Raw genomic sequence first — 21,327 nt, forward strand, 5'->3', positions numbered from 1 at the left:
TTACTGCGGGAAAGGGTGAACTGCCCGCAGTTATTTTTCTGACGGTAAGTTAACGTCGTAGGGTGCTTAAACTTGCCAGGTTTTAAAATGGCGTTGAAAGATTAATTATATTTTTTCACACATTCCTCAACCACATCCCAAAACCATGCGGTATCGATGGTCATGCCGACTTTAACGTTGGCGGGTTTTCCCGTGACGCCAAGCTCATCACAGACGGTACGGCCATAGCAGGGGCCGCTATTAACATCGACTTCAACATACATCTCCTGCATCTTAAAACCGTCGGGATTAATCAGATAGCCAATGCAGGTTGCGTCATGTACCGGACCACCGGCCAGGCCGTAGTTTTCAAACTGCGTTTTCAGCGTGAAGTTCATCATATCGCTGAATAGCTTCCCTGCCGGTCCGCCTGCTTGCGCCATTCTGGCGATGATATCCCGGGTGCAGACGGTTTGATTAGTTAAATCCAGCCCCATCATAACTAAAGGAACCCCGGCGCTGAATACTACGCGGGCCGCTTCGGGATCGGCAAAAATATTAAACTCAGCCGACGGGGTAAAGTTGCCGGTGCCATAGGCGCCCCCCATCAGTACAATCTCACGAATTTTGGGTACGATCGCAGGCTGCATGCGCAGCGCCACGGCGATATTGCTTAACGGACCGACCGGCACCAGCGTAATATCACCGTCGCTCGCCATCAGGGTGTCAATAATATATTGAACGGCATTGGTTTTTTCTGCCTTGCGGGTTAATGGCTCAAATACCGGGCCATCCAGTCCCGTCTCGCCGTGAATATTATCGGCAACGATCTGCTGCCGCATAATCGGTCCTGGCATTCCGGCATAAACCGGCACGTTGATATTTAATGTCTGGCAAACGTTTAAGCCATTTACTAGGGTTTTATCCAATGTCTGGTTACCGGCAACGATGGTTATCGCCAGTAGATCTATTGCCGGATGTTTGGCCGCCATCATTATCGCAATGGCATCATCATGACCGGGATCACAATCTAAGATTATTTTTCTCTTTTCCATTGTTATATTTCCTCACTTGATATTGGGGTGCTAATCTGAGCCATTAAAAAATGGCGTGGTTACGTTTTTTCACCCTATCAGTTAAAATTTAGTGTGGGATATGAGAAATCTCATATAGGAAAACTATTATGAAAGATATCCAGGATGAAAATTTAAGACGGCAATTGATAAATGATTCTGGCTATAAAGACATGTTCTCAATTGCGGTGATAAACGAAACCAGATTGCTGTATATCGCGGCCGGTGATTATATTGTGAAAGAGGGAAGTCAGCCTCAGCACCTTTTTTATCTTGCTCGCGGCCGGGCCAGGCTGCATGCCACCTTATCTAACGGTCGCGTTTCACTGATTGATTTTTTTGGCGCCCCTTGTTTCATTGGTGAAATGGAATTAATTAATGAACGTCATGACCCGCGTGCGGTGCAGGCGATTGAGGCGTGCTGGTGCCTTGCGCTGCCGATGAAAAAATTTCGCGCTATGTTGTTAAACGATGCAACCTTTTTGCATAGCCTGTGCGTGGCGCTCATCAGAAAAAATGAGCGTAATATCGTCTCTTTAACGCAAAACCAGTCATTTCCATTAACTCATCGCCTGGCGGCATTTATTTTGCTTTCGCAGCATGATGATGTTTATCGCGAAAAGCATACGCAAGTTTCAGAGTATATGGGCGTCACCTATCGTCATCTGCTCTATGTTTTTGCCCGATTTACGCGTGAGGGCTATCTGCAAAAAGCGGGGGCGAGCTATGTTATTAAAAATAAGCAGGCGCTGGCGGCGCTGGCCTCTGAGATGAACCCCGGCGACCCGCATCAGTTTACCGACGATATCCTGTCTGCCCGCAAATAGTCCGCGTCCCGGCGGACGGGCGACATCAGGCTTTCCGCCGTGCTGCCACGGGCGGAAAGCCGACCCGGTTATTCCACCAGCGTAATCCAGTTGGCGCCTTTATCGGTCGGTACCTGCTGCAACAGGCTCAGCTTGCCGCTGTGCTTGTCTATGCTGTAGAGCGATAGCTGCTGCGATTTCTCCCCTGAGGCAATCAAAAACTTCCCGCTGTTATCGATCGCAAAACCGCGCGGCTGCGTTTCGGTTTTCACGCTATTGATGAAGCTCAGGCTGCCATCCTGCGGCGAGACGGCAAACACGTTGAGCGTGCTGCTGGTGCGCTCAGAGGCATAGAGAAAGCGCCCGTCGGGCGTCATGTGAATATCCGCCTGCCAGATACGCGGCCTGGCTGAAGGCGGCAGCTCGCCGACCGTCGGCCGCGCCTCACCCCGCTGCATATTACGGGCTATAGCCGGGTCCAGCGACGGCGTGCTGGCGCTTTGAATCAACGTGCCGTCCTGCCGGCGCACAAAGGTGGTGATGGTGCCGCTCATTTCATTAAGAACATACAGATACTTTTTGCCGTTCTGGCTGGCATGGGGAGAAAAAACAAAGTGACGCGGCCCGGTAGCGGCCTCTTTTTCAACGTTAACAAACGCTGGCGAATTAGGTTGCGCACGGCCATCCGCCGGATTGAAACGGTATTGTAAAAGCTGATCGCTGCCCAGCTGGCTGACATACAGATATTTATTATCCGGGTCGGTCTGAATGGCATGGGCGCGCTTGCCGGTATGGCTGACCTGCACCGGCGCGCGTTCAACATCACCATTTGCCGCGATGTGATTGATACTGAACAGATCGCCGCCATAAGATGCGCCCAGCAAATAATGCCCCTGCTTATCTAAAGAGAGATAGGCCATGCTGTCTGCCAGCGGTGTTTCACTTTGTTTGATTAACTGGCCGTCGCTGGCAATTTTAAAGGTCGCCACGCGAAAGGGCTTACTGCGCAGCATCAGGTACAGATGCTGCTTGTCCGGAGACAGTACCGATGACATCGCCGAAGGCAACCCGTCCACTTTGCCCTGCGGCAGCAACTTTTGCTGCCCTTTATGCAGTTGATAGCGCGTCAGGGTACCGCTGTCGGCATTAGAGACATACACCCAGCTGGTGCTCTGCGCCGCCATTGCGCTGATTGATATCAGAGACAGCAGGGAAGCAAGCAGCGTTTTCTTACTCATGGCAGGTCCTTTTAGTTAAATGGTTCGCCTGCTTAGTATGTCGGCTCACCAATCATCAGGACCAGTGATGGGTTAAAAACGTGATGTCACGCAGAAAGGCACGACAAATGCCCGGTCAAATATGCAAAACTCCGCCTCCCGGCGAACGGCAGACCCCCATTGCTGTAAGCCCGGTACCCAGATCACAGAGGGCCCGGCTGCTTTCCGCACCGACACAAGCACATCCGTGTGGCCTGCCAGCGGATGGCAGACCTTGATTGCTGTAAGCCCGGCACCCAGGTCACAGAAGGCCCGGCTGCTTTCCGCACCGGCACAAGCACGTCCGTGTGGCCTGGCGCACGGCCATCCCTGGCCGCGAGCCTGCTGAAATCAGCCGGGCCTTCTCCTCCCCCGCAAGCTTCTTCATCGCTTTAAGTAAAAAGATAAAAGCAGGTCTGCGCCGGATTGAATATCGGCAACCTGGTTTTGCTTTTTAATAAAAAACGAATGCCGTTTTCAACAAGCGCAGCCCTAACGCCGTTATCGATTAAAAACGGATGCCGTTTCAGCAAACCTGCACCAACAGGCTTTTCTGCGCCGAGCGAATGAAGCCCGCCAGGGTGAGCCGCAGGGAGGCGGCGAAAGTAAGCGCTGCGTCGGGAACGCATCGCGAACGGCCCGTCAGGCGGGCTGAAGCAGTGAGGGCATGGCGCAGCCACGCAGAAACCGCCGGAAGTCCGGGGTCAAGGGGCCATGACGTTTGATGGCCCCTTGGCGGTCGCCCGCAGCGGCGGGCAACGATGGCACTGGCCGCGCAGGCGAACGGAACAACCCACCGGCGGTGAGCGAAGCATCCACCGCAGCTGAAAGCAGCCTGCCAGGCGAACGGAATACTCCACCGTTGGTGAACAGCAACAAACCAGCCCTAACGCCGTTATCGATTAAAAACGGATGCCGTTTCCCACAAACCTGTACCAACAGGCTTTTCTGCGCCGAGCGAATGAAGCCCGCCAGGGTGAGCCGCAGGGAGGCGGCGAAAGTAAGCGCTGCGTCGGGAACGCATCGCGAACGGCCCGTACGGCGGGCTACATGCGTGAGGGTAGGACGCAGCCACGCAGAAACTGCCGGAAGTCCGGGGTCAAGGGGCCATGACGTTTGATGGCCCCTTGCCGGTCGCCCGCAGCGGCGGGCAAACGGAGTGCCTGGCGCAAAGGCGAACGGAACCCCCCACCCAAGGTGGAGAAATCAGCCAGCCGCTGCCAGGGCGAACGGAACCCCCGCCGTAGGTGAAATAAACATCCGCCTGGCAGGCAAACAGCCCCCCACCGCTGGTGAAAAAACCAACCCCGTGCGGGTCCAAAGGGCCGTAACGAAACGGCCCATCACCAACCTACCACCCCATACGTCGTAATAACGCCTTCCCCTGTAACTGATGCTTAATTACCGCCAGTATATGACCAATAACTAACAGGGCCAGGGTTGTGCATGAAATCATATGTATAAAATTAAACAATGAGGTTAACTGTAAGTTGGTTAACGGCTGCGGCAAAGTAAACCAGTTAAACACGTTAATTGGCCGTTCCATCATCAGTACGCCGGTCACCATGACTACGGTGATATTTACATAGAGCAGAAAATGGCCAATAAAGGCGAGGATTTCTTCTTTATGCGTTAATAGGTCATCGTTCGGCTTAGCGGAGAAGAATGCATAAAATAGCCGGATGATAAAAAAGGGAATAAAAAGCGTTGTCAGTGAAACGTTAAAAAAGCCAATCCAGTCCTTGCTGGCCGGAGAGAGGTCGCCAAACGCCGCCCAGAAGCCGCTAATCGTTGCCCAGATGATAATGATAGCTGACAGCCAGTGCAGAAAAACCTGGGGTTTTGAATATTTGGATTTCATTAAAATTCTCTGATAATTAAATTGGATTAAAAATCTGGCTTCGATAATTAGTTATAAACTTCACATAAGTCGGAAATTTAAACTTTAGGTGTAATTATTTTTTATTTACCACGGCTGAGCTGTTTGTTTTGTCAGTTTGACCTGCTGCGAAAAACAGGCGGGCTTTATAATAAGACGCTGTTATCCATATGTAGCGAATGGTGATGATACCTCTATATAACAGTCGCCAGGATGTCACGCCACGGGAGGGAATATTGCCTTTTTCTATCACCGAGGGGTATTTGACAAGTACGAAATTTATTTTTCAGGCGCAATAACTACCGTGCGGATATTTTTATATGACGCAGGAATCAGAGCGTCTGCCTCTGATCTGCAAATGAACAACAGCTAATGACGGCGCGCGGACTATCGTTGCCGACAGACTACCGAAGGAACCGGTAGCCGCTTAGGCGGCTCCGGTATGCGTGATGTTTTCGCTAATGCGTCCCGCCACCATGCGTACTGCGCGATCGCACATGTGATCGATAACGTCCGGATCATGGCTGACCAGCACCATCGTCAGGCGATCGGTGCGTTTCAGATCGTTAAGCAGGTTAAGGATCTCCGCCTGCACTGACATATCCAGCGCCGAGGTCGGTTCATCAAGCAGCAGAATTTTTGGCTGCAGCATCAGGGCGCGGACAATCGCCACCCGCTGGCGCTGGCCGCCGGAAAGCTGATGCGGGTAACGATCCGCCAGCGCCGGATCCAGCCCAACGTGGCGAAACCCCTGGCTGATGCGATCGTCAGGGTTATCCAGCCGCCAGAGCTTTAGCGGTTCTGCCAGCGTACGGCGCAGGCGATGGCGTGGATGCAGCGAGGCGTAAGGATCCTGAAAAACCATCTGGACCTCGCGTCGCAGCGCACCGCTGAATACTTTGCCCGACTGCGCCCGGTGCCCGGCCAGCTGCATCTCGCCCTGCCAGTGCGGGTTGAGGCCGGCCATTGCCCAGAGCAGCGATGATTTACCGCAGCCGGACGGCCCGACCAGGCCAAAGCATTCACCGGTGTCGACGCTGAGAGACACTTCTTCTACCACGGTGCGCAGCTCATAGCCCTGGCGATGCGCCACGTTCAAATTCTGTAATTCAATGGCCGCCATCGACTGCCTCCAGCGCCGCACGGTCCAGTACCGGCAGCGGTTGTCCACGGGTTGCGCGATTTGGGCGGCAGGCCCAGAGTGTGCGGGTATAGGGATGACTGGCGTTAGCCAGCTCGCTGGCGGGCAGCCGGTCAATCAGGCGGCCTTTATACATTACCAGCACCTGCTGGCAATGCTCCGCCACCTGTTGCAGGTCATGGCTTATCAGCAGCAGCCCCATGTTACGTTCGTCTACCAGCCGGCGGATCAGGGTCAGCACCTGGTCACGCATGGCATGATCCAGCGCTGAGGTCGGCTCGTCGGCAATCAGCAGTTGCGGATCGGCGATCAGCGCAATGGCCAGCATCACGCGCTGGCCCATGCCGCCGGAGAGCTGATGCGGATAGCGATCCATTAGCTGTCGCGGCTGCGGCAGGCCGACGGCGTTGAGCATTTCGCACACCTTGTCGCGACGCGCCCGGCGTGACAGCGATTGATGAAGCCTGAGCGGCTCCTCCACCTGCCAGCCGATGGTGCGCACCGGATTGAGAGCGTATTTCGGGTCCTGCATAACCATCGCCAGGCGACTGCCGCGTAGCCGGCTCCAGCGCGCTTCGCTGAGAGTCAGCGCATCGCTGTCCGCGACGCGCAGACGTGAAGCCTGCATGTGCAACCCCGGCGCTAGCAGTCCCATTAGTGAACGGGCGGTCAGGGATTTACCCGAACCGGATTCGCCAACCAGCGCCACGCGTTCGCGTCCGATAGCAAAAGAAATGTGGTCCACCAGCGTTTGCCCGGCACTGGTAATGTGCAGATCCTGCGCCTCTATCAGGTTAGTTTCCATGGCGGGTATCCAGTCGATCACGCAGGCCGTCGCCCGTCAGGTTAAATGCCAGGCTGGCGAGCAGAATCGCGCCGCCTGGAGCGGCGGCGACCCACCACTGATCGAAGATCACCTTACTGCCTTCGGCCACCATCGACCCCCATTCTGCGGTTGGCGGCTGTACGCCCATACCGAGAAAGCCCAGCCCGGCGGCGGAGAGGATGATGCCACCGAGGCTGAGAGCGGCGCGTACCACTGCGCCCGGCAGGCAGAGCGGCAAAATGTGGCCCGCCATTAAGCGTAAGCCGGTGATGCCCTGCATGCGCGCCGCGGCCAGATAATCGCTGCGCCGCAGCGCCAGGGTTTCGGCGCGCGCCTGGCGGGCAAACGGCGGCCAGCTGGTCAGCGCCAGCGCCAGCGCGCCGTTCAGCAGGCCCGGCCCCAGAATGGCGACCAGCGCCAGCGCAATCACCAGGTTCGGCAGCGACAGAAAAATATCGGTTATGCGCATCAGCACGCGCTCAACCCAGCCGCCGAGATAGCCGGCGGCGATGCCGACCAGCAGGCCAACCGGGATGGTCAGCACCAGGATCAGCGTCACCAGCAGCAGCGTAGGCCGGGTGCCATAAATCACCCGCGAAAGCAGGTCGCGGCCAAAGCCGTCGGTGCCGAACCAGTGGGCGGCCGAAGGCGGCAGCAGGCGAGCGGAAATCAGCTGGGCGTTGGGATCGGACGGGGCTAACAGCGGTGCCAGCAGCGCGGTGAGCAACAAAATGGCGAGCAGCGTTAGCCCTGGCATCAGGGTGGTATAGCGTCTGCGCGCAGCGCGGGCAGGGGCCCGTTGCAGGTCGGTGAGATGTTGCGTCATCGGGTCCTCGGATCGGTCAGTGCTGTCAGCGCGTCCGCCAGCGCATTGAGCAAAATAAAGCTGCCGCCAATTAGCAGCGTTGAGCCGAGTATGGCCGGAACGTCAGAGGCGAACAGCGCGTTGGTCATATAACGCCCAACGCCGGGCCATGCAAATACGGTCTCCGTCAACACTGAGCCTTCCAGCAAGGTGGCATACGAGAGCGTCAGCACGGTAATTAAGGTGCCGCGAACGTTGGGCAGCAGGTGCCACAGCAGAATGCGCGTCCGGCCGGCGCCTTTGGCGCGCGCCAGTACCACATACTCTTTATTGCTCTCTTCCAGCAGCGCGGCGCGCATTAAGCGGGTGATGCCCGCCATCGACAGCATGCCAAGGATCACCACCGGCAGCCACAGGTGGGCGATAGCGTTGAAAAGCATCTCCCGGTCGCCTGAGAGCCAGCTGTCTATCAGCACGAAGCCGGTTTTCGGCTCCAGGGTGTAAACCCATATATCATCAAGCTGGCCCGGCCCTGCCGACCAGTGCAGCACGGCATAGAACAGCAGCAGCCCCAGCAGCCCCAGCCAGAAAACCGGCACCGAATAGCCGAGCAGCGATATCAGCCGCACCGTGTTATCCAGCAGGCTGCCGGGCTTCCAGGCCGCCAGCAGCGCCAGCAGGGTGCCGAGTACGCCGCCAAAAATCATTGCGCAGGTCGCCAGCTCAAGGGTGGCTGGAAAGGTACGCTTCAGGTCATCGATAACCGGGCCGTTGGTCAGATGCGAGTGGCCGAGATTGCCCTGCGCCAGATTGGCGATATAGCGGCCAAACTGTACCGGCAGCGGCTTATCGAGACCGAGATCGTGGCGCACCTGGGCATAGGTGGATGGGCTGGCGTGATCGCCGGCTATCTGCATGACCGGATCGACCGGCGACAGATGGGAAAGCATAAAGGTAAAGGCCAGCAGGCCGAACAGGGTAACCAGCAGCGACAGCAGGTTAGTTAACAGCCGCCCGCTGCGCTGACGAAGACGCCGGGCGAACCCGGCGTTGGCTGGCAGAGTTGCCATTACTTGCTGACCTGCGCGTAGTAGACCATATCCGGGTTGATACCCTGCTGATAGCCTTTCAGATTATCGCGCATTGCCACCAGGTTACGCGCTTGCAGGCCGATAACGTACGGTGAGTTTTTCAGCACCTCTTTTTGCATTGCCTGATAAAGGGCTACGCGCTTAGTCGGATCGCTTTCTGCCGTGGCGGCCAGCGTTTGCTTGTTTAGCTGCGGAATATGCCAGTTGGAGCGCCAGGCAAGGGTGGTGCTGCCATCTTCAGGATTATAAGCAAAGGCTGCGGCGTTGGTGTTCGGGTCAAAGTAATCGGCGCCCCAGGCGTTCAGGTTGGCATCATATTTGTGCGCTTTAACCCGGCTGGAAACTTCCGCCGACAGCCCCGGCGTCAGCTCCACTTTGACGCCGCCGCGGGCAAAGCTGGCCTGCAACGCCTGGGCGATATCCAGATAAGGGGGCTGGTTACTGGTGGAAAGCTTAAATTTGATGTTGTTCAGCCCGGCTTTTTTCAGGATCGCTTTGGCTTTTTCCGGGTCGTAGTGATACGGGTTGTCATTCAGCGCGCCGGGGAAGCCTTTGGGCAGGAAGGTTTGATGAACTTCAAACTGACCTTTCAGCAGGTCATCGGCGATGCCTTTATAGTCAAACAGGTAGCGCGCCGCTTCCCAGAAGGCCGGATTTTTCAGCGCTGGTTGGGCATCAATATTGAACTGGATAAAGTAAAGCGAGGCCATCGGCACCGCCAGGGTGGTAACGCCCGGCTTACCTTTCAGGGCGGCTATCTGGTCGGCGCCGAGGTTACGGGCAATGTCGGCATCGCCCTGCTCAAGCAGCAGGCGGCGCGCTGCTGGCTCCGGCACGTTTTTAATCAGAATGTTTTTCAGCTTAGGCGCGCCGTCCGGGGAGAGGGGATTTGCGCTCATCAGCACCACTTCATGGGGCACCACTTTGCGGATCTGAAACGGGCCGCTGCCAGCGGAATGGGTCGCCAGCCAGCCGTTACCGAAATCGCCATTTTGCTGGTTGGCCATGACGGTTTTTTCATCGACTATCGATGAAACCGGCGCCGAAAGCAGGCTGAGCACGTAGGTCGGGCTAACGTTTGCCGTCCAGCTTATTTGCACGTGCTGGTCATCGATTTTTTTCAACTGACCGTCGACGTTATCTTTATTCCAGCCCAGCTGGGTGAGAATAAACGATGGGTCGAGATTGAGTTTTACTACCCGCGACAGCGAGAAAATCACGTCTTCCGGGCGCAGCGGGTTGCCTGAAGCGAATTTCGCGCCGTCGAGCAGGGTAAAGGTCAAACTGTGGTTATCGTCGCCGGCCTTCCAGCTGCTGGCCAGGGTTGGCTTCAGCGCGGTGGGGTTTTGCGGGTCGGACTGAACCAGCCGTTGATACAGATTGGTAAAAGCCTGCACCGAGGTCAGCTCAAACCCTTTGGCCGGGTCAAAGCTATCGGCATCGTCGGTTGACTGGGCGATAACCAGCGTATCTTTTGGCGTCGCGGCCTGCACGCCGCAGGCGGCAATGACCGAAAAGGTTAACAGGGAGAGCGCAATTTTTTTCATGGGGAGTTTTCCTTGCCTGACTATTTTTTCACGCGAGTGTACGGGATGCGCGTCGTGGGTAAATAGTTGAATACTGGATAAAGTTATTCTTTTTAGTTCTAAATCGCCCGATTACGTTATAACGGGCGGAAGATATAACCATAGCCGCTTTTACGCGGCGTGCCGTCAGGATTAGCGCAAAGGCTAACCATGGCTGCCGGTTGCCTGATGATAATTTTTTATATTGCGCCGGCTTAGCGCTAAATTATTTTAATTATTGCGGCCCCCATGGCTAAAGATTTGCCTTAAAAAGTCCGATAGTGATAGCCAATACGACAACGCATGTCGCTTCAGGCAGGGCAATATGATTATCTGGCAACTGAGCCTTTTTATACTCGCTCCCGGACTGGTGGTGTTGATCGCCATCCTGATGGAGCGTCTGCTGCGCGTGCTGCATCTGCGCTGGCTGGCTGGCGTGCTACTGGGCCTGACGGTAATCACCCTGACGGTGCGCTGGCATTTCTCTGCCGTTGACCATCTGCGCCAGACGCTTAATTTTGAACTGATAAAAATTCTGCTGCCTGGCCTTCTGACGGCGGTGATGCTGAGCTATCCGTGGTGGCTGAAAGCGATTATCCGCCAGGGATTATCGGCAACGGTTCTGCGCCCGCAGGGGCTGCGCTTTTGGCGTGATTTTTATATCAGCCAGCTGCTGCTGGCGCTAACGGCGCTGCTACCACTGCTGCCCCATCTTGAGGGCTTCTCGCCCACCCTGAGCTGGTTTGGCGCGATGAGCTACTGGCTGAGCGCGGTCGTTCTTCAGCTGGCAACGCTGAATCGGCTGCGGGAAATCCGCCGGCTTTGCCACAAAATAAACGCCGCGCTCAGCAGCGCGCGGAATCTCAATATCCGCCACTGGCTGGAGTGGCTGCAGCAGGAATTTAGCTTACCGCCCGTTTTTATGCAGCAGGTGTTTGACGATTTTAGCGCCCGTAAGCAGGCGGGGGGCGAGGTCGTGGCTTTAGAGCTGGATGGCGTGCAGTGGCTGTTTTCACGTCGCTTCTACGACGAGCGCATGGCGCATTTTTCCTCACTGACCAGTCAGCGCCTTTATCATAATGAGCACGAGCTACAGCTGGCGTTTCGTCAGTGCTTCAGCCTGCCGGAGCGCAACGGCTTGCTTTGCAGCGAACATTACGGCGAGTTAGTCCGCCTGGCGATGCAGCAGTAGCAATTTCCTTACATCTGATTCTAAAATAGCCTCTTTTAAGGAAACGCAGGAGAAGGGAATGACCACCAGGCTGGTAGCGGGTATCGATCTTGGCACAACTAACAGCGCGATAAGCTACTGGCATCAGGGGCAATCGGTGTTGATACCTAACCGCCAGGGCAAGCTGTTAACTCCCTCGGTGGTTGGTCTGGACGATGTGGGTAATATTATCACCGGCATCCCGGCGCGCGATCGCCTCAGCAGTCATCCGCATCTGACCCAGGCTAGCTTTAAACGCTATATGGGCACCCAGGTCACCCTGAAGCTCGGTGAACGTTCTTTCCGCCCGGAAGAACTTTCCGCGCTGCTGCTGCGTCAGTTGAAAGAGGATGCCCAGGCCTGGCTTGGGGCGCCGGTTAACGATGCGGTGATTACCGTTCCGGCCTATTTTAACGATGTACAGCGTCGGGCGGTGAAAACCGCCGGACAGCTGGCCGGTTTGAACGTTCAGCGCCTGCTCAATGAACCGACCGCCGCCTCGCTTGCTTTTGGCCTGCTGGAGAACAGAGAGCAGAAATACCTGACTTTTGACCTTGGTGGCGGCACCTTCGACGTGTCGATCATCGATATGTTCGAAGGTGTCGTTGAAGTGCGTGCCAGCAGCGGTGATGTGATGCTGGGCGGCGACGATTTTACCGATGCCGTTTTACAGTGGATGCTCAGCCAGCAGCCCGACCTCAAGCCTGAGCTCAATCAGATGCAAGCTGCGCTGTGGCAACAGGCGGAGCAGCTTAAGCGAGCGGTCGGTGATGGCGCAGAGGCCCGCGTTGAGTGGCCGTGGAACGGCAGGATATGGCGCTGGACGCTTGATGAAGCCGCATTAGCGCAGTGCAGCCAGCCGCTGCTGGCGCGCCTGCAAAAGCCAATTACCCAGGCGCTGCACGACGCGCGCTTTTCACCGGACGACCTCGACCATATATTGCTGGTGGGCGGCGCGACGCGTATGCCGTTGATCCGCCAGACGGTATCACGGCTGTTTGGACGCTTTCCCCGCTACGATCTTAATCCCGATGAGGCAGTGGCTTCCGGCGCCGGTATTCAGGCTGGCATGGTAATGGCTGACGCGGCGGTTGACGATATCATCCTTACCGATGTGATGCCGTTTTCGCTCGGCGTTGAGATCGTCAAGCAGCAATACGGGCGGCTGGAAGAGGGCTTCTTTCTGCCGATTATTGAGCGCAACACCTTCCTACCGGTCAGCAAAGTGGAAACGGTTAATACCGTGAGCGACAACCAGACCCGTATTCTGCTGCATATCTATCAGGGGGAGAGCCGGCGGGTAAGCGATAATATCGCGCTGGGCGAAATGACGATTGAAGTCCCGGCGCGCAAAGCCGGCGAGGTAACGCTGGATGTCCGCTTTACCTACACGCTGGATGGCCTGCTGGAGGTGGAGTGCCGCCATGCCGGTATGGCGCAGGCCGCGCGGCTGGTGATTGAAAAAGTACCGGGGCAGATGAGCGCAGAACAGATAGCGCAAAGCCTTGATAAATTAAGCGAGCTGAAACAGCATCCGCGCGATCGCCCGGAAAACCGCGCGCTGCTGGTGCGCTGCGCCCGGCTTTATCAGTTTCTGCTCGGTGAAGAACGTGCGGCGATTGACCAACTGACGACGGCGTTTGAGCAGGCGCTGGATAGCCAGGACGCGCAGCGCATCGCCGGGGCGCGTCGCAGCGTGTCTCAGGCGCTGGCCGCTTACGATGGAGATATTTCGCCATGAGCATCTGGCAGATTCTGGACATTGAACCAACCGACGACCAGGCCGCTATCCGACGGGCCTATGCCCGCCGTTTAAAGCAGTTTCGCCCCGATGCCGATCCTGAGGGTTATCAGCGCCTGCGTGAGGCCTTCGAGCAGGCGAAAAGCGGCGTTTCGCACGATTTTACCTCGTTTATATCGCTGGACGATCGGCTAGCCTGGCCGCAGGCGCCGGAGCAAACTGAAGCCGCCGACGGCGCGCTGGTACAGCCTGCCGCCTTCTCTGATGGCGTTCCGGTTTACCACCCGGAGCGCATCGCCCAGCTTGCCGCTCAGCTAGTAGAGACGGAAATGGTGGGATTTGCCGAACTGGATGCGCTATGGCAATCGGTGTGCGGTGAGGGCAATTTGTTACAGCAGCAGCTGTTTCACCGCCAGCTAGCCGCAGCGCTGGCGCAGCAGCCGGAGCTGAATGACGCGATACTTCATCGCATCTCGCTGCACCTGGGCTGGCAGCTGGAGGAGTACGGCGCCAACCACGTCATTCCGGACGATATTCAGCAAGCGCTCGACCAGCGGATCCGTCAGACCGAGGTCGATCGCGGCTGGAAGCTGCTGCAGCTTGATGCGGGCCAGGGGAAGGTGGTGGACCGCCTGGCGCTGAAACTGCTCACCGGCAGTCGCAGCGAGGTGTCGTTCTGGATAAGACTGGTGCCCGGCCTGATTGAAAAAATCGTCGTCAGAGTGAATGATGTTCAGCGCGACTATCCTGAGCTGCGTGAGCGGCTGAATCCGGCTTTTCTGCATTTTGTCCGCACCCAGCGTATGGGCCTTAATCCTGCCGGGCTTTTCCTGATGGTTTTCTGGGGTTTTCTGCTTAGCGTTGCGGTGCCGATGTCGGATGCCGCGCCGCTGCCGGCAACTCTCGTCTGCGTATTGGTGGCTTTCTACCTGTTTATCCACGGCGCGCTGCTGCTGGGCCTGAGCCGCTGGAAAACGCTGCAGGCCTGCTATCTGCTGCTGGAGTTTGTGCTGTCGATTGCGGCAGCGCTGGCGCTGTTTGGCGGCTTGTCTTTTATTCTGGTCGTCGAAGCACCGGACCGTAGCCGGCCGACCTTTTTACTGTCGCTGGGCGGTGGGCTGCTGCTGCTGGCGCTTCTCTGGCACAGCTGGCCCGGACATCAGCCGTGGCTGATGCGTCCCGGAATGATGATGGCACGGGTGGCCGCTACCCCCTGGACGTTGATTAAGACGCTGGCGTTTTCCTACCCGGCGATCATCTGCAGCGTTATCTACTTTGTGCTGTGCTTCGCGTCCATTTTTCAGCTGCTCAGGCTGCCTCTTCACTGGCGCTAAACGGTTTGATGCGGGCTCACTTCATTATGGCAGGAGGAATATGCTGAATTTTACCGTCGCCACCTCGCAAGACGCGGCGCTACTTTCACAGCTTGGTGAGGAAAGCTATCGTCATCATTTTAGCGCTTACTGGCAGGAGCCAGCGGAGCTTGAGGCGTTTATTCACCGCGAGTATGCCCGGCCGGTGATTACCCAAAGCCTGGCTGGCGGAGACTGCTGGCTAATCGCCGCCGCCGACCGGCCGGTTGGCTTTATTAAGCTTAGCTGGTCGCAGTCGCTACCGGATAGCAGCGCCAGCGGCGCTTATCTGCATAAGCTGTATCTGCTGGCGCAGCAAACCGGCCAGGGATGGGGGCAACAGATGTTTGCTGAAGCCTGCCGCCAGGCGCGCGAGCGTCAGGAATGTTGGCTGTGGCTGGAGGTGCTGGCAAACAATACGGGCGCCCGGCGCTTTTATCAGCGCCAGGGGATGCATGAAGTGGGGAGCTGCTGGTTTGGCAGTGACAGCCAGCGCAGCGAGCTGATTCAGATGCAAATGGCGCTCTAGCCTGCGCTACGTTGCCCGCAGAATTACGCCACTGAACGCCGCCGTCGGCCGATATCATGCCGACGGAGGGCGGCAGCGGCGGCTGGTTCAGCTCTGATTATTCACCAGCTCAGTCAGCAGGTCGTTTACACCGTCGCTCATGGCGGTAAAGCGCGTCAGGTCTGAACGGGTGACCACCACGAATACGCCGATATTGTATTTGGGCACCATGGCGATGTAGGTGATAAAGCCGCCGCCGCCGCCGGTTTTCTCTATGATGCCCGGGCGTCCGTCACGCGGCGCCATATATACCCACGCCATACCCAGCGCATCCGCCTTGCCCGGCACGTCCATCCCTTCCACTTTAGACAGCTGCCCGCGCTTATAAATCAGCGTTTGCAAACGGTCCACCTGCGCTGAGCGCGCATGCACGTCCGATGAAAGGAACTGCTGCATCCAGCGGCCCATATCGTCCGGGGTTGAATAAACGCCGCCGCTGCCAATAGCCGCCAGCGTGTTATCACAAGGGCTGGCGCCTTTAGCGGGGATCATCAGGCGGGAGCACTGCTCTGGCGATGGTGTAAAGGTGGTGTCTTTCATGCCCAGCGGGCGAGTGACCTGGTTTTTCAGCAGCGCGGGGTAGGGCTGGCCGCTGGCGCGGGTCAGCGCATCCGCCAGCAGGTCGAAAGCCAGGTTAGAGTATCCGGCCCGCGCGCCGGGCGGGATTTTTAGCCTGGCGTTGTTCAGCCAGTTCCAGCGCTGATCGCGCGTCGGCCAGACGAATACCGGGCGTGGCCAGTGGCCGCCGGGCTGTTCGCGCGGTAGGCCGCTGGTGTGCGTTGCCAGATTAATCAGGCGAATAGTCTGCCCGCCGTAAGAGGGGACGCGGTAACCCTGCGGAGCGTATTTGCTGAGCGGATCGTCAAGACGCAGCACGCCCTGTTCCGCCAGTTTGACCATCACTTCGCTGGTCATCAGCTTGCTTAACGAAGCAATGCGCACCAGCGAATCTTTTTGCGGGCGGGTATCGTTGCCCGGGCGCGTCTCGCCGTGGCTGGCAAACACCTTCTGATTGCCATCGATAGCGATCAGGGCCATGCCGGTTGCGCCACTGGCGTAAAAAATGTGTTCAGCATAGCGATCGACGATTTGCGAGGCCAGTAGCGGATCGGGCGTGTTAGCGGCCGGTTTAGCCAGCCCGGTAGCGGGCAGTGCAGCGGCAACCAGCGACAGTAATAAGCAAAGGCGTGATTTCAAGGTGGCTAAATCCTTGTTGTTAACCTGAAAAATTGTCTTCAGTGTAATGGGTTTGCCAGTGAGGCAAAGAGGTAAACAGGGCTATTTTTATGCTGTTTGACGATAAAATGTGATGGAGGACACCTTCTGGCCCGGAATCCTCCTCGCGGATTGCTATTGCGCCGCTGCGCTTTCTTCCAGTGCGCTCACCTGTAGACTTACCAGTCCAATGCCCAGCTTACGAGCAGGGGAACCGTCGCTGAAGCCTTCATTGGTATAGGTTGGCGATGGCGGCGTAAAGACGATTTCGCTGGCGCCATCCGGGTTATCCAGCGTCAGGGTCACACTCTCGACGTCATCGGAGAGCATTACGGTTTTACTGGCGCTGCCGACGCTGATGGTCACTGGCTTACGTATGTTTTCGCCAAAAGCGCGCGCTTCTATCGTCAGGGAGAAGCGCGGCGGCAGCGGCTGCTGAAAGCGGATGCGCACGTCGGGCTGCAGGTTAGCATCTGACCAGCGGCCCCAGCTTTCAGTCGGCGACAGCCCGCTGACGCTGGCAACCGCATCCGGCAGGCCGGGCAGCCAGAACAGAATTTTATCACCGGGATATTTCAGGTCGCTGTCGGCAATACGCAACTGCTGCTGCACTTTCTGGTAGCGAGCGTTATCGGCGTCGTTTGCCGCTGGCATGCTGACGCGGCCCTGGCTGACGCCCTCGGCGATCGGTGATATCTGCACCCCGGCGTTCAGCTGGCCGTTGGCGATACAGTAGCGGGTATCGGTTGCCAGCTGGCGGTTCCAGATGTTGCCCATTTTGTAACAGCGGTCAATCCAGACGAATTTTTCATCGGCAGGGAAGTTCGAAAGCTGTTTTTTCAGCGAGTCCGACAGATAAACATCAAAATGCGGCTCAATTTTATCTTTCTTCACCGCCAGTAGCAGCGGCAGCCGGAAGTTTACGCCAGCGAAGCTAAGGGTATTCTGCTCGGTATCAATCTGATAGTCGCTGATGGTTTTGGGCAGATTCCACAGCTTAATGACGTTAGGCTTCCACTGGGTGATTTTTTCCCGCAGGTTGAGATAGCTGGTGCTGAGCGAGGTTGCCGACAGGCTGCTGCGTCCGAGGCCGATAAAGTTATCACCGCCCATGGCATCCAGCACCGTGGCGCCGTTATCGAGAGTGCTGCGCTTCGCCGCCATGATTTTGCTGTCTGGTTGATCGCCGCGCAGCATAAAAAACAGATCGCGACGATCGTGCTGATTAAGATATTTGTAGGCGGTGTTGTTCATTGCCAGATGGTCGGATGACACCACAATAATGGTATTTTTAAAGCCCGGCGTACGTTTGATTTTTTCAATCAGCGCCGCGATAAGCTGCTGGCTGCAGCTGACGGCGGCAAATGATTTATTGGGCTTACCGTCAAAGTCATATGAGCGACGGCTGCAGCCGCGGGAAATAAAACCGTCCGGGTGATGAGTATCGACGGTAAGGGCAAACAGCGAGAACGGCTCACCTTTGGCCGTAAGTTCGACATATTTGTCATACACCAGCTCGAGAAGCGTATCATCGTACCAGCCCCAGTCATTGCGGTAGGACGGCTCTTTCACCAGTGATTTCAGTTCATCAAAACCGTACAGATGCTGGAAACCATGTGAAGAGAGGAAGGTATCTTTGCCGGCAAAGCGCAGGCTGGCCCCCTGCAGGAAATAGTTTTGATAGCCGGCCGCTTTCAGGATATCGCCAAGGCAGATGTTATGGGGATAAAAAGTCGACAGCGCGCTGGAAGCATTGCCGTCAAACGGCGCAAACAGCGGTATTCCACACTGTGACGCTACCATTCCGGCGATGGTGTAATCGGTGCCTGGCAGCTGTTCGGTATTGCTGAAATCAAGGCTGTGGTCTTTGATGGCGTTCAGCTCTGGCGCCAGATCGGGAAAGGCCTCGCGGTCGAAGTAGGTGCGCTCCAGGCTTTCGGCATAAATATAAATCAGATTTGGCCGCTTACCCGGACGCAGGGTTTTGGTCGGCTCTTTATAATGGGTATAAAAGTCGCTGTCGCCGCTTGCCAGCTGGGATTTAACCAGTCCGCTTACCTGCTGATACGCCGGGGTGGTGCCTATCGACGCCACCGCCAGCACCAGCGCGGCCAGGCTCCATAGCGGGCTGTAATGCCGCAATTTGCGCAGGCGCAGCAGCCAGGCCAGAAACAGAAAAATAGCCACCAGTGCCAGCAGCAGGCCGCCAGCCGGTAACAGGTATTTGCTGATACCGGCGCCGCTCAGGCTGCTGGTGACGGTATAGAGCACGGCGTCCGTAATGCCTTCGCCGGTGAAATAGTTGCAGGCAAGCAGGATGGCATTGAGCAGAACATAAATACCGCACAGCGTCAGTATGACGCTGAACCAACCTTTATGACTGCCAGCTTTACTGGCATAAAGAAAGACTGAAGCTACAAACAGCCCCAAAGACAGCCATTCAGATTGCATCGCGTTGAGTTACTCCCGAAAAGATGAACTGACGCACCGCCCTGTGCGCCGGATAAGGTCATGCTAAGAGCGAAGTAATTTACCCGATGCATAATATGATGACAATATAATGAATGGGTGGTTATTAGCCCCCTGAGAATGGTTAAATCGCCACCCCCGGTGAACCTGGTTAATTTATTGATTAGCAAGCTGATTTTATGATGTGTATTGGTGGTTTATCCTGCATTCCCTGCCGTTTTTCGCCTTATTAACTGCTATCAGGTTGGCGCTGGCAGAAAATAAACTTCCCATTTCCCGGCCGCCGTCACATTTTTATTTCAGCCCCTTGAGGCGTCCGTCTGCCCGCGCACGCTTTTTGAACATCTTCGGTTTGCATCAGCAGTGCGGCGAACGCCGCTGATTGGTCATTCTGCGGGGTCTGCGTTTGCGCGTCGTGGACCTGGCCCGGGCGTTACTTGCCTTTGTTGCGCGGGGCCGGGCGATGTTGGCTTATTAATCCGCCGGCGGGGCCGGGTTGACGTGGGTGGGCTTCCTGTCGGGGGTAGCGCTCAACAGCGATGCCAAACCGTGCTGGTGTGCCAGACGATGTAGGGTTTGTGTCAGCTGCTGCTGCTTTTCCGTGGCGCTCCAGCCGCTTTCGACGGCCATTATATCGACGATCTCTTCAAGTAACGGGCGGGTTAGCAGGCCGCTCATCGCCAGCGGCGTGCGGCGGATGACCAGATCGTCAGGCAGGCAAACCTGTTCATGACGCATCAGCCAGATGAGTTCGCGCTGCGTCCAGTCGGGCTGGTGATGCAGCGAATGGTCCGGCGCCTGAATGATAAACTTCATCATCTGCTGCGCGCGGGTGCCGTAACGGCTGACCAGCCTGCTGACGCGGGCCGGAGAAAGCTGATATTGCTGGCTGAGCTGCTTTTGCCAGCTTGCCTTACGCTGCTCGCTGGGATAGTTATGGCCGCCGCCGATTGGCAGGTCGCCGGTACTGACTTTACGGCGCTCTCCCAGCAGGTTTAGCACCTTGTCCGCCGCCTGCTCGCCAAATTTACGAAAGGTCGTCCATTTACCGCCGACCAGGCACAGCGTGGTGAAATCACGGCGGGCATCCGGCGCGATGATCACCAGTGAGTGATTACGGGAAATGCGGCCGCTGATGGCGGCCTCGCTGGCTGGTAGCGGGCGCACGCCGCAGAAGGTATAGAGTACATTTTCATCTTTAACGCTGATGCGCGGAAAAACAAAGCGTAACGAGTCAAGAATGTATTGCTTCTCGTCCGCTTCGCAGACCACCGTTTCCGGATCGTCAACGCGAATGTCGGTAGAGCCAATCAGCACGTTGCCATACCAGGGGAACATGATGCAGACGCGGCCCTCGGCATTTTCGAAATAGATCATATCGCCATTCAGTGCCTGTAACAGTTCCGGGCAGCGAACGATCAGATGGGAACCCTTGGTCCCGCCGATAAGCGTCCTGTCGCCGCTGGCAAGGGTGGCGTTTAGCTGGTCGATCCAGGCGCCGCTGGCATTGACCACCACGTGAGGCTGCAAGCTGAATGTTTCGCCGCTCAGGCTGTCGCGTAGCGTCAGGCGTTCACCGTCGCTCTCCTCGAGCTGCATATAGTTAATCGCCAGAGCATCAGCGTTGGCGCGCTCGCTGTCTTCAATCAACTCATAGCCCAGCCGCTCTGGTGCGGCGATCTGCGCATCATAATAGGTGGCGCTACAGCGCACCCAGTCGGCCAGTTCCGGCCAGCGCTGGCGCGTTTGCTGCTGATTATAAAGCTGATGTTTAGGCATGCTGCCGTAGCGCCGGGTATAGGCGTCATAGAGTGACAGGCCGGTTTTTACCAGCAGCGCCCCACGTCGCGATGGGGTTTCGCTCAGGCGGAAAAAACGCTTACCGGCGTTAATTATCCCGCCTCCCCAGCTGTCCAGCGGGACGGTGGTGCGCAGAGGCGCAACATAGTGCGGCGCGTTTTTCAGCAGGCGGTCACGCTCTTCCACGGACTCGCGCACCAGACCGAATTCGCCGGTTTCCAGATAGCGCAAACCGCCGTGGATCATGCGCGACAGCGCGCCGCTGGCGCCCTGGCACCAGTCACCCTTTTCAATCATAACCACCGGAATGCCCTGCAGCGCCAGTTCGCGAAAGGTGCTGATACCGTTAATTCCACCGCCGACGATCAGTACCGGTACGCGCTGAAGCTGCCGCAGGCGCTCCAGCCGCAGCGAGCGATTGTCGGATGGCCGGGAAGCTGCTTCTGTCACGGCTGCTCCTTGCAGAAAAGTGAAGATGACTCAGTGAGGTATAGAAAGCCTGGCGGGGAAATTCAATGCGCTGTGGAAAAAATGTTAAGTCGCGCAGGCCG

The 21,327-nt window shown here is 56.9% G+C and carries 17 protein-coding genes; 6 read left to right on the forward strand and 11 right to left on the reverse strand.

Translation table 11 applies throughout. The annotated features are described in order from the left end of the window. Positions 1 to 101: 101 nt before the first annotated feature. Positions 102 to 1,034: a ribosylpyrimidine nucleosidase gene (gene rihB / locus BTJ39_RS01625; protein WP_078000910.1), complete on the reverse strand. Its 933-nt coding sequence runs from the start codon at positions 1,032 to 1,034 to the stop codon at positions 102 to 104. A 128-nt stretch (positions 1,035 to 1,162) separates the two neighbouring features. On the opposite strand from rihB, the gene yeiL reads away from it, so the two are divergent. Continuing rightward, the gene (gene yeiL / locus BTJ39_RS01630; protein ID WP_078000911.1) at positions 1,163 to 1,879 is read left to right on the forward strand and encodes a transcriptional regulator YeiL; all 717 of its coding nucleotides are present in this window, start codon (positions 1,163 to 1,165) and stop codon (positions 1,877 to 1,879) included. Between the two features lie 68 nt (positions 1,880 to 1,947). Here the strand turns inward: yeiL and BTJ39_RS01635 are convergent, their stop codons facing one another. Continuing rightward, positions 1,948 to 3,096: a lactonase family protein gene (locus tag BTJ39_RS01635; RefSeq protein WP_078000912.1), complete on the reverse strand. Its 1,149-nt coding sequence runs from the start codon at positions 3,094 to 3,096 to the stop codon at positions 1,948 to 1,950. 326 nt (positions 3,097 to 3,422) lie between these two features. Between BTJ39_RS01635 and BTJ39_RS24745 the strand changes: the two genes are divergently transcribed. After that, complete coding sequence (locus BTJ39_RS24745) at positions 3,423 to 3,572, forward strand: hypothetical protein (protein WP_176110169.1); 150 nt, start codon at positions 3,423 to 3,425, stop codon at positions 3,570 to 3,572. An 893-nt stretch (positions 3,573 to 4,465) separates the two neighbouring features. On the opposite strand, the gene BTJ39_RS01645 is transcribed toward BTJ39_RS24745, so the two are convergent. The 6 genes from BTJ39_RS01645 to BTJ39_RS01670 form a co-directional block, all read right to left on the reverse strand. Beyond that, positions 4,466 to 4,975: a cytochrome b gene (locus BTJ39_RS01645; protein WP_078000914.1), complete on the reverse strand. Its 510-nt coding sequence runs from the start codon at positions 4,973 to 4,975 to the stop codon at positions 4,466 to 4,468. 445 nt (positions 4,976 to 5,420) lie between these two features. Beyond that, complete coding sequence (locus BTJ39_RS01650) at positions 5,421 to 6,116, reverse strand: ABC transporter ATP-binding protein (RefSeq protein WP_078000915.1); 696 nt, start codon at positions 6,114 to 6,116, stop codon at positions 5,421 to 5,423. Then, positions 6,103 to 6,939: an ABC transporter ATP-binding protein gene (locus BTJ39_RS01655; protein ID WP_078000916.1), complete on the reverse strand. Its 837-nt coding sequence runs from the start codon at positions 6,937 to 6,939 to the stop codon at positions 6,103 to 6,105. The genes BTJ39_RS01650 and BTJ39_RS01655 overlap by 14 nt, the downstream gene beginning before the upstream one ends. After that, on the reverse strand, positions 6,929 to 7,786 hold the full coding sequence (locus BTJ39_RS01660) for an ABC transporter permease (protein WP_078000917.1): 858 nt from the start codon (positions 7,784 to 7,786) through the stop codon (positions 6,929 to 6,931). Before BTJ39_RS01660 ends, BTJ39_RS01655 begins: the two co-directional genes overlap by 11 nt. Then, a complete protein-coding gene (locus BTJ39_RS01665) occupies positions 7,783 to 8,835 on the reverse strand; it encodes an ABC transporter permease (protein WP_078000918.1) in 1,053 nt (350 codons plus the stop codon). The genes BTJ39_RS01660 and BTJ39_RS01665 overlap by 4 nt, the downstream gene beginning before the upstream one ends. Continuing rightward, positions 8,835 to 10,403 carry an ABC transporter substrate-binding protein gene (locus BTJ39_RS01670; protein WP_078000919.1) on the reverse strand — a complete coding sequence of 523 codons (1,569 nt, stop codon included), beginning with the start codon at positions 10,401 to 10,403 and terminating at the stop codon, positions 8,835 to 8,837. Before BTJ39_RS01670 ends, BTJ39_RS01665 begins: the two co-directional genes overlap by 1 nt. A 343-nt stretch (positions 10,404 to 10,746) precedes the next feature. Between BTJ39_RS01670 and BTJ39_RS01675 the strand changes: the two genes are divergently transcribed. From BTJ39_RS01675 to BTJ39_RS01690, 4 genes are read left to right on the forward strand one after another with little or no spacing between them, the layout of a single operon-like run. Continuing rightward, positions 10,747 to 11,613, forward strand: coding sequence for a hypothetical protein (locus BTJ39_RS01675; RefSeq protein ID WP_078000920.1), 867 nt, complete (start codon positions 10,747 to 10,749; stop codon positions 11,611 to 11,613). 58 nt (positions 11,614 to 11,671) lie between these two features. Then, entirely contained in the window at positions 11,672 to 13,372 is a 1,701-nt protein-coding gene (locus tag BTJ39_RS01680; RefSeq protein ID WP_078000921.1) for an Hsp70 family protein, read from the forward strand. Then, entirely contained in the window at positions 13,369 to 14,706 is a 1,338-nt protein-coding gene (locus tag BTJ39_RS01685) for a hypothetical protein (protein WP_078000922.1), read from the forward strand. The genes BTJ39_RS01680 and BTJ39_RS01685 overlap by 4 nt, the downstream gene beginning before the upstream one ends. Positions 14,707 to 14,746: 40 nt before the next feature. Further along, positions 14,747 to 15,253: a GNAT family N-acetyltransferase gene (locus BTJ39_RS01690; protein ID WP_078000923.1), complete on the forward strand. Its 507-nt coding sequence runs from the start codon at positions 14,747 to 14,749 to the stop codon at positions 15,251 to 15,253. Positions 15,254 to 15,340: 87 nt separating this feature from the next. Here the strand turns inward: BTJ39_RS01690 and ampH are convergent, their stop codons facing one another. The 3 genes from ampH to BTJ39_RS01705 all read right to left on the reverse strand — a co-directional run bounded on the left by ampH (position 15,341) and on the right by BTJ39_RS01705 (position 21,226). Further along, positions 15,341 to 16,489, reverse strand: coding sequence for a D-alanyl-D-alanine-carboxypeptidase/endopeptidase AmpH (gene ampH / locus BTJ39_RS01695; protein WP_078000924.1), 1,149 nt, complete (start codon positions 16,487 to 16,489; stop codon positions 15,341 to 15,343). A gap of 153 nt (positions 16,490 to 16,642) precedes the next feature. Further along, on the reverse strand, positions 16,643 to 18,958 hold the full coding sequence (gene opgB, locus BTJ39_RS01700; protein WP_078000925.1) for a phosphatidylglycerol--membrane-oligosaccharide glycerophosphotransferase: 2,316 nt from the start codon (positions 18,956 to 18,958) through the stop codon (positions 16,643 to 16,645). Between the two features lie 492 nt (positions 18,959 to 19,450). Next, a complete protein-coding gene (locus BTJ39_RS01705) occupies positions 19,451 to 21,226 on the reverse strand; it encodes a glycerol-3-phosphate dehydrogenase/oxidase (RefSeq protein WP_078000926.1) in 1,776 nt (591 codons plus the stop codon). Between the last annotated feature and the right edge of the window lie 101 nt (positions 21,227 to 21,327).

It is taken from the genome of Izhakiella australiensis (assembly GCF_002006995.1).
Classification (GTDB): domain Bacteria; phylum Pseudomonadota; class Gammaproteobacteria; order Enterobacterales; family Enterobacteriaceae; genus Izhakiella; species Izhakiella australiensis.